Raw genomic sequence first — 12,748 nt, forward strand, 5'->3', positions numbered from 1 at the left:
ACGATGACCCCGTGAGCCATCACGGGTCCTCCGCAGAACCCGCGCGGGACCGCGCCGCCGAGCGTGCGCGCTCCTTCGGCGCCGTCGCCGACGTCTACGACCGCGCCCGTCCGAGCTACCCCGACGAGGCACTGGACTGGCTGCTGCCGGCGGCGCGTGCCGACCGGCCCCTGCGGGTGGTCGACCTCGGGGCCGGGACGGGCAAGCTGACCCGCTCGCTCGTGGCCCGCGGCCTCGACGTCGTGGCGGTCGAGCCGACGCCGGGGATGCGCGAGACGTTCTCCCGGGTGCTGCCGGACGTCGAGGTGCTCGACGGCACGGGCGAGTCCATCCCGCTGGCCGACGGCTCGGTCGACGCCGTCCTCATGGCCCAGGCGTGGCACTGGGTCGACCCGGACACCGCCGCGCCCGAGGTCGCCCGCGTCCTGCGCCCCGGCGGCCGGCTGGGCCTGCTGTGGAACGTCCGCGACGCCGGTGTGGACTGGATCGCCCGCCTGGACCGGTTGCTGCCCGGCCCCGGGGAGGAGCAGCTCGGCAGCCTCGCCCCCCGCGTCGGCCCGCCGTTCGGCCCCGTCGAGCGGTACGACGTCCGCTGGTCCGACCCGGTCACCGTGGAGTCGCTGCTGGACCTGACGCGGTCGCGCAGCTGGGTCATCGCCCTCGACGACGAGCGCCGCGAGGAGGTGCTCGCCGACGTGCGGGCGCAGGCCGAGGAGCGGTTGCGGCGCACCGGGACGCTGGCGCTGGAGTACGTCACGCGGTGCTCGCGGGCGACGCTGCCCGGCTGAGCGCCGGCCCGGCACACCACCTGGGGACACCCATCGGTGTCACCACGGGTCGCACCGACGTGGAGTGACGTGTGGGTGCCCCGCGGTGGTCGTCCGGGCGACCGGATCGGGACACCCACCGGTGGTTCCACACCCGGTCCCACGTCCGGTCCCATGCCCGGTCCCTCGTCGATGCGGGCGTGGGACCGGCCTGCCGGTCGTGCTGACGACGCCGGTGCCGGTCCCACACCCGGTCCCACGAGGGGGGGCCCACGGGAAACTTGTGGGCACCGCCGGCGAGGCCCCCGACGATGGGGCCGTGCCCCGCATCGTCCCGGCGACCCCCGCCGACGCCCCGGCCGTCGCCGACGTCTTCCTCGCCGCCCGCGCGACCATGACGTACCTGCCCGAGCTGCACACCGACGACGAGACCCGCGGCTTCATCGCCGACGTGGTCCTCCCCCGGCAGGACGTGCACCTCGCGCTCGACGACGACGGCGCGGTGCTGGGGTTCGCCGCCGTCGACGGAGCCTGGCTGGAGCACCTCTACGTCGCACCCGCCGCGTGGGGCCGCGGGGTCGGCACCGCCCTGCTCGAACACGTGCTGGCCGGGCGCGACGGCGAGCTGTCGCTGCACGTGTTCCAGCGCAACACCGGTGCCCGGCGGCTCTACGAGCGGCACGGGTTCGTCCTCGTCGCCACCGGCGACGGGAGCGGGAACGAGGAGCGCGAGCCCGACGCGACCTACCGCCGCCCCCCTCACCCTGAGTCACCGCGGGAGCCTGCGGGGTCGAGCTCGTTGACGCTACGAGCCGAACCTATCGGCCTGTTGCGTCAACGACCCGAACCCGACCCAGCCCCGCGGTGACGGAGGGTGAGGGGCGGGGGTCAGGGGGCGGAGCCCGTCACGAGCCGGACGTCGATGCGCTGCACGCCGTCGGGGCGGCGGGTCAGGACGCGCTCGTCCTCGCTCGTGCGCCGGCTCACGACGACGCGCGGGTCGGAGACGCCGAGGCGGGTCAAGACCTCGACAGGGTCGGTGTCGCCGCCGGCGGCGACGAGGACGGGGTTCCCGCCGGCCTGCCGGATGCGGGCGGCCTCGCGGTCCACCGCCGCGCGCAGCGTCGTCCAGTACTCCTCCGTCCCCTGCCGGCCCTGGGAGGTCGGCACGACGATCGAGGCCGCCGGCACGTCGCACGTCCCGCGCAGCAGCTGCGGCCACTCGTTGCGCGAGCGGGGGTCGACGGCGAGGGCGACGTCGCCGGGGGCGAAGCTCGCGCAGGCCCGGGCCACGGCCGCGGGTTCGCCGACCTCGGTCCGTTGGGTGGCGACGGGCAGCGTGCCCCAGACGGCCGGCCCGACGAGCAGGACGACGGCGATCGCTGCGGCCGGCCCGACGAGACGCCCGGGACAGCGCGCGAGGACCCACCGGCAGGCGGCGACGGACAGCACCACGACCGCCGGGAGGACGACGACGACGAACCGGCGGTCGGCCCACGGGTGGTCGGGCGTGATGCCCGGGCGGTACAGCGTCAGGAGCGTCGACCCGAGCGCGACGACGTACGGCGCCGTCCAGGACGGGAGGTCACCGCGCCCCTGGACCGCCCGCACCACCCGCGGCAGCGCCACCACGGCCGCGGCCGCCGCGAGGGCGACCGCGGGCCACCCGAGGTACCAGGCGATCCAGTCGATCGAGTGCTCGGCGTACGTGCGGCCGCCGTCGACCGGGAGTCCCTGCGCCAGTTGCAGACCCGCGACGAGCTTGCTGCCGGAGTCCTCGGGGTCCTGGCGCACGACGAGCCACAGCGGCCGGCTCGCGAGCACGGCCAGCACCACCGCGAGCGCCACCGCCAGGACGGTCGGCACCCGCTCGCTCGTCAGCCACCGCCGCCGGGCCAGGACGCCGCGGCGGGCCAGCCGGACGACGACGGCGCTCGCGACCGTCAAGAGCACCAGACCCGCGACGAGCGGCAGCAGCGACCCCGAGATGGTGCCCAGGTAGGGGCGCGAGGTGAGCAGGGCGGAGGCGACGGCGAGCGCCGAGGCGATGCCCGTCCCGGCCAACAGCGCGCGGGCCCCGGGGTGCCGGACGACGAGCAGGACGGCGAGGACGGGGACGAGGACCGCCACCTCGCGCAGGAAGTCGATGCGCACGAACCCGCACGCGCCGACGAGCAGACCCGCGCCGAGGCCGAGCCGGGCGGCCGTCCGACCCGTCGCGGGCAGCAGCGCGACGAGCAAGGTCGCGGCCCCGAACAGGACGAGGAGCGCGGGCGGTTCGGAGTAGGTGGACCGGTTGGCGTGCAGGACGGGCTGCGCGATCGCGAGCGTGGCCGCGGCCAGCGGGGCCCAGCGGGGGCCGACGACGCGGGCCGTGAACCCGGCGACCGCCAGCACGCCGAAGGCCCCGAGGATCCCGGGGACGACGAACATCCCCGTCCAGCCCCCGGCCCAGTCCCCCAGCGAGTACAGCGCCGGGGCCCCCAGGAGGAACTGCGGGACCACGTGGTCCCCGACCTGGTAGAACGCCGGCGAGGCGAGGCTGACGTTGGGGTCGGCGAGCGCCGCGGCGCCGCCGAGGGCGGACACGGACGCGTCGACGGGGAGCCCGTGGTGGGTCGCGAGGTGGTGGGCGTAGAGGGCCATCGAGCCGGCGTCGCGGCGCAGCACGACGTGCTCGGCGTGGGTGAGGGCGGCCCAGACGCCGGCGGCGACGGCGATCGCGGCGCTGCCGCCCGCGGACCACCAGCCCGCGGCGACGCCGGGCACACCCCACGCCAGCCGGCCGGCGAGGACGGCGACGACGAGCCCGACGGGCACGGCGACGGCGGGCGTCCACAGGTCGAGGAGCACCAGGGGTGCGGCGACGGCGGTGAGCGCGGCGACGGCGGCCGCCAGGACGACGGGGACCCGCGTCAGAAGGGTTCCTGCGGCGGTCGTCCCGGTGCTGCTCACGCCGCGAGAACCTACCGGCAGACTGGGCGCGTGATCGTCGTCGTGACGGACGTGGCGGCCCCCGCGCAGGTGCTGCACGACCTGGTCCTCGACGTCGACGTGCACGCGGAGTCGTTGCGCGGCAGCGGGGAGAGCGCCACGACGAGCACGGGACGGCGGACCCTGGCCGAGGGTGACGAGGTGACCTTCCGCGCCCGGCACCTCGGCGTCCGGTGGACGATGACGAGCCGGGTCACGACGGTCGAACGCCCGCACCGCATCGTCGACGAGCAGGTCCGCGGCCCGTTCCGGCGCATGCGCCACGAGCACGTGTTCGCCCCCGGGCCGCGCGGGACGCGGATGACGGACCGCATGGAGGTCGCGCTGCGCGGTGGCCCGGTCGGCGCTCTCGTCGTCCGGCTCGTGGCCGAGCCCTACCTGCGCCGGCTGCTGCGGGAGCGGGCGGACCACCTGCGGTCCGTCGCCGAGGGGGGATCGTCGACGCGACGGGCTCGACCCACGAGCACGACGTGACGACGATCCCTGCCCCCGGAGGGCGGGCGAGGGGGCGGGTGGCCCGGCGTACCGTGACGGCGTGCTCCCCCTGCTGCGCCGCCTGCTGGACGACGACCCGACCGCCCCGCGGCTGACCTGGTACGCCGCGGACCACGCCACCTCCGGGGAACGCATCGAGCTGTCGGCGCGGGTGCTCGCGACGTGGGTCGCCAAGACGGCGAACCTGCTGGAGGAGGAGTTCGAGGTGGGTCCGGGCTCCGTCGTGGCCCTCGACCTGCCCACCCACTGGCGCACGCCGGTGTTCCAGCTCGCGGCCTGGTCGGTCGGCGCCGCGGTGCGCCACGGCGCGGACGGTCCCGCGGACGTGCTGGTCTCGTCCTCACCGGAGACGTTGGGGCGCAGCACCGTCCAGGACCGGATCGCCGTCTCCCTGGCCCCCCTCGCGACGAGCTTCGGCGCCGATCTCCCGCCGGGCGTCCTCGACTACGCGCGCGTCGTCACCGGGTACGGCGACACGCACGTCGCGCTGGCGGAGGCGGCTCCGGACGACCCGGCCCTGGAGACCCCGCCGCTGACGCACGGCCGCCTCCTCCCCGAGGCGCAGACCCTCGGGGCGGACTGGCCGGCCGGGGTCCGGCTGCTGACGGACGCGGGTCCGGGCGACGTCGTCCGCGGGCCGCTGGCGGCGTGGGCGCGGACGGGGTCGGTCGTCCTGACGCCCGACCTCGACGCGCTGACCGAGCGCGTCGTGGGCTCCGAGCGCACGACGGCCGTCCTCCGCACCCGGCCCGCCGCGTAGGGTGCGGGCCGCCCACGCCCTCGCGCTGGTCGCCGCCACCGTCGTCGCGGCCCTGCTGCTCGGCCGGCTCGGCCTGCCCTCCCCCGCGCTGTTCGCCGGGCTCGCCGTCGGCCTCGTCGACGCGCTCGTCGCGCGGCGGGCGGTGCGGCTGCCGCCCCGCGCGGGGCTGGCGGGTCAGGCCGTCGTGGGCGTCACCATCGGCACCCTCGTGCAGGTCTCGACCCTGGCGGCGCTCGGGGAGCACTGGCTGCCGGTCCTCGCCGTGACGGTCGGCACGCTCGCCCTCAGCCTCGGCACGGGGTGGCTCCTGGGGCGGCACCGCGACGTCGACGCCGTCACCGGGGCGTTCGCGCTCGTCGCGGGCGGGGCCAGCGGTCTCGTCGTCATCGCCCGCCAGCTCGGCGCCGACGAACGCGTCGTGGCGGTCGTGCAGTACGTGCGGGTGCTGCTCGTGGTGCTGTCCCTGCCCGTCGTGCTGAACGTCGTCTTCGACGTCCGCGCGGTCGGGCCCGCCGGGGGTGGCGCGGCGGGGAACCCGTGGACCGGGGTGGCGCTGGTCGTCGTCTGCGGTCTCGCCGGTCCGTGGCTGGGCCGTCGCGCCCACCTGCCGGCGGCCACCCTCCTCGGGCCCCTGCTGCTGACGGCCGCGTTCTCCCTCAGCGGCATGACCGCCGGCGCGCAGGTGCCCGACCTCCTCCAGCAGGTGGCCTACGCCCTCATCGGGCTGCAGATCGGGCTGCGGTTCACGCGGTCCAGCCTCGCCGCCGTCGCCCGCGTGCTGCCCGCCGCGTTCGTCCTCATCGTCGTCGGGGTCGCGGGCAGCGCGGCGCTCGGCGTCGCGCTGTCGCGGGCGACGGGACTGCCCGCGCTCGACACGTACCTGGCGACGACGCCGGGCGGGTTGTACGCGGTGCTGGCCGCGGCCGTGGGTTCGGGGGCGGACGCGACGTTCGTCCTGTCGGTGCAGGTGCTGCGGTTGCTCGTCATGCTCCTCGCCGCGCCGGTGCTGGCCAAGGCCCTCTCCCGCAGCCGCTGATCCGGCACCGGACCCTGTTAGGGTCCGGGGCAGGGGTGGTCGACAGTGACCGTGCACGGGGTGAGCGTGACGGTGTTCGTCGTGCTCGCGGTCGTGGGTTTCGTCGTCTGCCTGGTGTCCTTCGTCTTCGACGGCGTGTTCGAGGCGTTCGAGGTCGACATCGCGGGCGGTTTCCTGTCCCTGACGTCGCTGTCCGGCGGCCTGGCCCTGTTCGGCCTCGCGGCGACCCTGGCGCAGACGTCGTTCGGCTGGACCACGCTGCAGGCCACCGGGTTCGGCGCGGCCGTGGGTCTCGCGACGATGGCCGGGGTGGGGGTTCTCGTGCGCACCCTGCGCCGCGAGGAACCCGAGGTCCACGTCTCGATCCTGGGCGCCCGGGGAGTCGTCACCACCCCCGCCGCGAACCCCGGGTCGTACGGCGAGGTGAACCTGCGGCTGCACGGCACCACGGTCAAGCGCAGCGCGGTCAGCGACGTCCCCCTGACCCGCGGGGCCGCGGTCGAGGTCGTCGCCGAGGTGTCCGCGACCGCGGTCCGCGTCACGCCCCTCGCCTGACGTCCCGCGCCGGACGACCCGCAGAACCCGAAAGTCCCTGCACCACCTAGGAGAGGACCGCTCGTGGAGTTCCTGACCCCTGCCGTCATCCTCATCGCGGCGGCCGTCGTCGTCGTGCTGCTGCTGGCCGTCGCGATCGTCCGCCGCTACCGCATCGCCGGGCCCAGCGAGGCGTTCGTCGTGACGGGTCAGAAGGGCAGACCCGTCACCAACCCCGAGACCGGGAAGGTCTCGACCGACCTGTCCGGCCAGAAGGTCGTCATGGGCGGCGGCATCTTCGTCCTGCCCTTCGTGCAGCAGGCGTACTCGCTGTCGCTGGCCTCGCGCCGCATCTCGGTGCAGATCCGCGGGGCCGTGTCGGCCAAGGGCATCCGGCTGAACCTCGACGGCGTCGCCATCATCAAGGTCGGCGGCACCGAGGACTCCGTCCGCGCTGCGGCGCAGCGCTTCCTGCACCAGCAGGACGAGATCGAGTCGTTCACCCAGGAGGTCCTCGCGGGGTCGCTGCGCTCCATCGTCGGGACGCTGACCGTCGACGAGATCATCCGGGACCGCGCCGCGTTCGCCTCCCGGGTCGCGGAGGAGGCCGAGACGTCCCTGACGAACCAGGGTCTCGTCCTCGACACGTTCCAGATCCAGGACGTCTCCGACGACGTGAACTACCTGCGCGACCTCGGCCGGCCGGAGGCCGCGATCGCGGCGCAGAACGCGGCCATCGCCGAGGCGAACTCCCTGCAGGAGTCCCAGCAGGCCGAGGCCCGCGCGCAGGAGAAGGTCTCCGCCGCCCAGCGCGACCTGTCGCTGCGGCAGGCGGAGTTCAAGGCCGAGACGGACACCGCCCAGGCCCGTGCCGCCGCGGCCGGGGTGCTGGCCAAGGCCGCCCGCGACCAGGAGGTCCTGCTCGAGCAGGAACGCGTCGCCGAACGCCAGGCCGCCCTGACCGAACGCCAGCTCGACACCGAGGTGCGCAAACCCGCCGACGCGCGCCGCTACGACGCCGAGCAGCAGGCCCAGGCCCGGCGGAACTCCGAGATCTACGAGGCCGAGGCGAAGAAGGCGTCCGACATCGCCAACGCCGAGGCCGACGCCCGGCGCGTGGAACTGTCGGCGACGGCGGAGTCGAACCGCATCAAGCTCGCCGCCGAGGCGGACGCCCAGCGCGTGCGCCTGGCCGGTCAGGCCGAACTCGACCGGCGCACGGCGCTCGCGAACGCGACCCGCCTGGAGGGTGAGGCGGAGGGTGCGGCCATCCGCGCCCGCGGTGAGGCCGAGGCGGAGACCATGCGGCTGCGCGCCGAGGCGTTCGAGCAGTACGGGGAGGCCGCCGTCGCGCAGATGGTCGTCGACGTCCTGCCCCGCGTCGCCCACGAACTCGCCGCACCCATGTCGGCCATCTCCGACCTCACCGTCATCTCCACCGACGGCGCCTCGCAGCTGTCGAAGCAGGTCGGGTCGAACCTCAGCGAGACCCTCGAGGTGGTCAAGCGCACGACCGGTGTCGACGTCACCGAGCTCCTGCGCAACCTCACCGGCCAGCCGGGCCGGCCGACGTCCCAGCCCACGCAGGGCACGACGGTTGTGACGCCCGACGCGGGGTAGTCCGCCTGGGTGAGCACTGCGACGTCGGCGCCGGCCGACACGCCCCTGAAGCGGGCGATCACCGGCAAGCTGCTGTTCCTGTTCATCCTCGGCGACGTCCTCGGCGCGGGCATCTACGCCCTCGTCGGGGAACTCGCCGGGGAGGTGGGCGGGGCGATCTGGGTGCCGCTGGCCGTCGCCCTCGTCATGGCGATGCTGACGGCGTCCTCGTACGCCGAACTCGTCACGAAGTACCCGAAGGCGGGCGGCGCCGCCGTGTTCGCCCAGCGTGCGTTCCGCCGCCCGCTCGTGTCGTTCCTCGTCGGGTTCTCCATGCTGGCCGCCGGTGTGACGAGCGTCGCGGGCCTGGCGCTGGCGTTCTCCGGCGACTACCTCGGCGCCCTGCTCGACGTGCCGGCCCTGCCCGCCGCGCTGGTGTTCCTCGTCCTCGTCGCCCTGCTCAACGCCCGGGGCATCAAGGACTCCCTGCGGGCCAACGTCGTCATGACCGTCGTCGAGGTCGGCGGGCTGCTGCTCGTCGTCGCCCTCGCCGCCGTCGTCCTCGGCCGCGGGGACGGCTCCCCCGGCCGCGTGCTCGAGTTCTCCCCCGACCACTCACCCGTCGCGGGGATCCTCGCCGCGGCCGTCCTGGCCTTCTACTCCTTCGTCGGGTTCGAGACGTCGGCCAACGTCGCCGAGGAGGCCGTGGAGCCGAGCCGCACCTACCCGCGGGCCTTGTTCGGCGGACTCGCCGTCGCCGGCGTCGTCTACGTCCTCGTCGGGCTCGCCGTCTCCACGGCCGTGGCCCCGGCGCAGATCGCCGGCTCCGACGGGCCGCTGCTGGAGGTCGTCCGCGTCGCCGACGTCGGGCTGCCCAGCTGGCTGTACTCCCTCGTCGCCCTCATCGCGGTGGCCAACGGCGCGCTGCTGACGGCGATCATGTGCAGCCGCCTCACCTACGGCATGGCGACGGAGGGACTGCTGCCGCCGGTCCTGGCCCACGTGCTGCCCGGCCGCCGCACGCCGTGGGTCGCGATCGTCGTCACGACGCTCGTCTCGATGGCGCTCGTGCTCAGCGGCGACCTCGCCACCCTCGCCGCCACCGTCGTGCTGCTGCTGCTCGTCGTCTTCATCAGCACCAACGTCGCGGTGCTGGTGCTGCGCAAGGACCGCGTCGAGCACCGGCACTTCCGGGCCCCGACGGTCCTGCCCGTGCTCGGTGTGATCGCCTCCGTGGCGCTGCTGACCCAGCAGGAGGCCGGCGTGTGGTTGCGCGCGGCCGTCCTGCTCGCGGTCGGGGTCGTGCTCTACGCGCTCACCCGGCGGGCGTCGCGGGGTCCCCGGGGGACGCAGCGGCCAGTCGACCTGACCCGCTCAGCGTCAGAGGGTGCTCAGCGGCCGTGACGAACGCCGACTCGCCCTGACCCAGCTCGAGCGTCCCCGCGGACGAGGACAGCGTGACGGTCCCCTCCAGCACGAGCACGGCCCGTGGCACCGCGCGCTCCCACCGGCGCTCGGGGCCGAGGGCGGCGACGGTCAGGGCGAAGTCCGGCAGGGGCGAGAAGACCCGCTCGTCGGGGTCCGAGGAGGGCAGGGGCGGCAGCAGCGGCGGCGGCAGCTCGCGGAAGTCCAGCACGTCCAGCAGTTCGGGGACGTCGACGTGCTTGGGCGTCAGCCCCCCGCGCAGGACGTTGTCGGAGCTGGCCATGAGCTCCACGCCCGTGCCGGACAGGTAGGCGTGCACGTTGCCCGCGGGCAGGTACAGCACCTCCCCCGCCGCCAGCCGCACCTGGTTCAGCAGCACCGAGACCAGCACCCCGGCGTCCCCCGGGTAGTGGCCGGCGAGCTCGACGACGCACTCGGCGGAGGGGTCGTCGAGCCCGGCGCACGCACCCGCGACGGCCTCGACGAGCGGGGCGACGGCCTCGGCGGGCGCCGTCAGCAGCAGCCGCGTCGCCTCCTTGAGCGCGGCCGAGGCGTCCGGTCCGGCGAGGACGTCGAGGAGCCCGTCGAACACCTCCCGCGCGTCCGGCGGCAGGGCGGGCAGCTCGAGCCCGGCCAGCAGCGCGTGCGCGTCGGCCGGCGAGCGGAACCCGGCCATCGCGGCGAAGGGTTCGAGGGCGTAGAGCAGCTCGGGCTTGTGCGAGGTGTCCTTGTAGAGGCGGTGCGGGGCGTCGGCCGGGACGCCGGCCGCCTCCTCCTGCGCGTAGCGGCGGGCCGCCGTCGCGCTGTCGGGGTGCGCCTGCAGCGAGAGCGGGGCGCCCGCGGCGAGGACCTTCAGCAGGAACCCGAGGCGGTCCCCGCCGCCCGCGCCGAGGAACTCCTCGGGAGCCTGCGCGATGCGCTCGTCGAGCCGCTCACCGTCGGCCAGCGATGGCGCCCCCGGGTGGGCGCCGATCCACATCTCGGCCTGCGGGCGGCCGTCGGGCTCGCGGCCCAGCAGCCGCGGGATGGCCGTCGTGGAGCCCCAGGCGTAGGGCTGGACGGTGTTGGTCAGTCTCAGCACACCGGGCAGGCTGCCACACGGGCGGCGGCGCGGGGTCCAGTACGGTCGCTGGCATGAGCGTTCTCGTCACGGGCGGTGCCGGCTACATCGGGTCCCACGTGGTGCGGCTGCTGCAGCAGCGCGGCACCGACGTCGTCGTGGTCGACGACCTGTCCAACGGCCGCACCGAGCGCGTCGGCGACGCCCCGGTCGTCGAGGTCGACCTCGGCACCGACGCCGCGGCCCCCGCCCTGGCGCGTGCCTTCGCCGAGCACGACGTCGACGCGGTCATCCACTTCGCCGCGCGCAAGCAGGTCGGCGAGTCCGTCGCCCAGCCGGCGCGGTACTGGTCCCAGAACGTCGGCGGGATGGCGAACCTGCTGCAGGCCATGGAGACCGCGGGCGTCGGCAAGCTCGTCTTCTCCTCCTCCGCCGCCACCTACGGCGCCCCCTCCACGCCCGTCGTGCGCGAGGACGGCCCCGCCGAGCCCATCAACCCCTACGGCCAGACCAAGCTCGTCGGCGAGTGGATGACCAGGGCCGCCGGCGTGGCCTGGGGCCTGCGCGCGGCGAACCTGCGCTACTTCAACGTCGCCGGCGCCGGCTGGGACGACCTGGGCGACTCGGCCGTCATGAACCTCATCCCCATCGTCTTCTCCGCCCTCGACGCCGGGCAGGCGCCCGCCGTCTTCGGCGACGACTACCCCACGCCCGACGGCACCTGCATCCGCGACTACGTCCACGTCCTGGACCTCGCGCAGGCGCACCTCGCGGCCCTGGACCACCTCGCCACCGACGACCGGCCGTACGACACCTTCAACGTCGGCACCGGCACGGGCGCCTCGGTGCTCGAGGTGCTGGCCGAGGTCCGCGCCGTCACCGGGGTGGACGTCCAGCCCGTCGTCAACGCGCGCCGCGCGGGCGACCCGCCGCAGCTCGTCGCCGACGTCAGCCGCATCACCGGCACGCTCGGCTGGAGCGCGACGAAGAGCCTGCACGACATCGTGACGAGCGCCTGGGAGGCGTGGCGCCGCTGAGCCCTCCAGTCCCCGCGCCGCGGGGTCAGTGCGGCAGCAGCACGCTGACGAGCAGCAGCACGGGCGCGACCAGGACCGTCGTCACCAGCACGGTGTCGCGGGCCAGGTCGCGCCCGACGTCGTAGCGGACGGCGTAGGTCAGGACGTTCTGCGCCGTCGGCAGCGACGCCACGACGGTCGCGGCGAAGACGGCCTGGTCGTCCAGCCGGAGCACGAACCGCGCCACCACGTACGTCACGGCGGGCTGCACGACCGCCTTCAACGCGCTGGCGAGCAGCACCTCCGGGGCGCGCCAGCCGTGCGCGTCGCGTCCGTGCAGGGAGATCCCGAACGCCAGCAGCGCCCCGGGTACCGCGAGCCCCGCCAGCAACCCCAGGGGCTGGGACAGTGCCGTCGGCAGCCGCCACCCCGTCACCGACAGCGCGATGCCGACGGCGCTGGCGAGCAGGACGGGGTTGGCCAGCGGCGCGAGGAGGCGCCGGACGCTGGGGGCCCCCGCGTGCCGGCCGACGTCCAGGACGCCGAGGGCGATCGGGGTGAGCACCGCCATCTGCAGCAGCATGGCCGGGAGCACGGCGGTCAGGTCCCGCAGGACGTACGCCGCGACCGGCAGACCGATGTTGGCCGCGTTGACGAAGGAGCTGGCCAGCCCGCCGACGACGAGCTCGTCGCGGCCCAGGTGCAGCCGCCACCGGGCCAGCAGCAGCCACAGGCCGAGCACGACGGCGACGCCGGCCGCCGTGACGGCCAACTGCGCGGACAGCAGGACGTGGACGTCGGCGCCCGCGAGCGTCTGCACGAGCAGGGCGGGGGTGCCGACGAAGAAGACGAGCCGGGAGACGACGACCTGCCCGGAGGGCCCGAGGGCCCCGGTGCGGCCCAGGACGTACCCGACGGCGACGAGCGTGGCGACGACGGCGAAGCCGGTGAGGACGCCGCTCACGGCCTGCCCGGGGACCGCGGACAGGGGGTTCGGAGCACCGCAGGAGGCTACCGGGACCGGGTCCCGGGACGGACCGGGCGAGAGGCCGGGTCACGGTC

Annotated in this window: 12 protein-coding genes; 9 read left to right on the forward strand and 3 right to left on the reverse strand. The window is 75.3% G+C overall.

The genetic code is table 11. From position 1 onward, the window contains the following. The first annotated feature begins 11 nt into the window (after nt 1–11). Together ACFEMC_RS16575 and ACFEMC_RS16580 are read left to right on the forward strand one after the other, a co-directional pair. The gene (locus ACFEMC_RS16575; protein ID WP_380170659.1) at nt 12–788 is read left to right on the forward strand and encodes a class I SAM-dependent methyltransferase; all 777 of its coding nucleotides are present in this window, start codon (nt 12–14) and stop codon (nt 786–788) included. A 298-nt stretch (nt 789–1,086) separates the two neighbouring features. Next, complete coding sequence (locus ACFEMC_RS16580) at nt 1,087–1,635, forward strand: GNAT family N-acetyltransferase (RefSeq protein WP_380170660.1); 549 nt, start codon at nt 1,087–1,089, stop codon at nt 1,633–1,635. 20 nt (nt 1,636–1,655) lie between these two features. Here the strand turns inward: ACFEMC_RS16580 and ACFEMC_RS16585 are convergent, their stop codons facing one another. Beyond that, nucleotides 1,656–3,722 (reverse strand): hypothetical protein, encoded by a 2,067-nt coding sequence (locus tag ACFEMC_RS16585; RefSeq protein WP_380170661.1) that lies wholly within the window; start codon nt 3,720–3,722, stop codon nt 1,656–1,658. A 30-nt stretch (nt 3,723–3,752) separates the two neighbouring features. Between ACFEMC_RS16585 and ACFEMC_RS16590 the strand changes: the two genes are divergently transcribed. The 6 genes from ACFEMC_RS16590 (at nt 3,753) to ACFEMC_RS16615 (ending at nt 9,589) form a co-directional block, all read left to right on the forward strand. Then, nucleotides 3,753–4,235 carry an SRPBCC family protein gene (locus tag ACFEMC_RS16590; RefSeq protein WP_380170662.1) on the forward strand — a complete coding sequence of 161 codons (483 nt, stop codon included), beginning with the start codon at nt 3,753–3,755 and terminating at the stop codon, nt 4,233–4,235. A gap of 61 nt (nt 4,236–4,296) precedes the next feature. Continuing rightward, the gene (locus tag ACFEMC_RS16595; RefSeq protein WP_380170663.1) at nt 4,297–5,016 is read left to right on the forward strand and encodes a TIGR03089 family protein; all 720 of its coding nucleotides are present in this window, start codon (nt 4,297–4,299) and stop codon (nt 5,014–5,016) included. A 1-nt stretch (nt 5,017) separates the two neighbouring features. After that, nucleotides 5,018–6,052 carry an AbrB family transcriptional regulator gene (locus tag ACFEMC_RS16600; RefSeq protein ID WP_380170664.1) on the forward strand — a complete coding sequence of 345 codons (1,035 nt, stop codon included), beginning with the start codon at nt 5,018–5,020 and terminating at the stop codon, nt 6,050–6,052. A 60-nt stretch (nt 6,053–6,112) separates the two neighbouring features. After that, nucleotides 6,113–6,607: a hypothetical protein gene (locus tag ACFEMC_RS16605; protein ID WP_380170665.1), complete on the forward strand. Its 495-nt coding sequence runs from the start codon at nt 6,113–6,115 to the stop codon at nt 6,605–6,607. Between the two features lie 72 nt (nt 6,608–6,679). Next, nucleotides 6,680–8,206 carry a flotillin family protein gene (locus tag ACFEMC_RS16610; RefSeq protein ID WP_380176838.1) on the forward strand — a complete coding sequence of 509 codons (1,527 nt, stop codon included), beginning with the start codon at nt 6,680–6,682 and terminating at the stop codon, nt 8,204–8,206. 9 nt (nt 8,207–8,215) lie between these two features. Continuing rightward, nucleotides 8,216–9,589 (forward strand): APC family permease, encoded by a 1,374-nt coding sequence (locus tag ACFEMC_RS16615; RefSeq protein ID WP_380170666.1) that lies wholly within the window; start codon nt 8,216–8,218, stop codon nt 9,587–9,589. Here the strand turns inward: ACFEMC_RS16615 and manA are convergent. Further along, entirely contained in the window at nt 9,501–10,691 is a 1,191-nt protein-coding gene (manA, locus tag ACFEMC_RS16620) for a mannose-6-phosphate isomerase, class I (protein WP_380170667.1), read from the reverse strand. The two genes, ACFEMC_RS16615 and manA, sit on opposite strands and share 89 nt — an antisense overlap. 53 nt (nt 10,692–10,744) lie before the next feature. On the opposite strand from manA, the gene galE reads away from it, so the two are divergent. Continuing rightward, nucleotides 10,745–11,707, forward strand: a complete 963-nt coding sequence (galE, locus tag ACFEMC_RS16625; protein ID WP_380170668.1) for a UDP-glucose 4-epimerase GalE — start codon at nt 10,745–10,747, stop codon at nt 11,705–11,707. A 25-nt stretch (nt 11,708–11,732) separates the two neighbouring features. Here galE and ACFEMC_RS16630 read toward each other — a convergent pair whose 3' ends face one another. Beyond that, nucleotides 11,733–12,650: an AEC family transporter gene (locus tag ACFEMC_RS16630; protein ID WP_380170669.1), complete on the reverse strand. Its 918-nt coding sequence runs from the start codon at nt 12,648–12,650 to the stop codon at nt 11,733–11,735. Between the last annotated feature and the right edge of the window lie 98 nt (nt 12,651–12,748).

Source organism: Kineococcus sp. DHX-1 (assembly GCF_042473625.1).
In the GTDB taxonomy this organism is placed as follows: domain Bacteria; phylum Actinomycetota; class Actinomycetes; order Actinomycetales; family Kineococcaceae; genus Kineococcus.

Coding starts and splice junctions, on each gene's coding strand:
- galE (WP_380170668.1), top strand. CDS start 10,745: ATGAGCGTTCTCGTCACGGGCGGTGCCGGCTACATCGGGTCCCACGTG.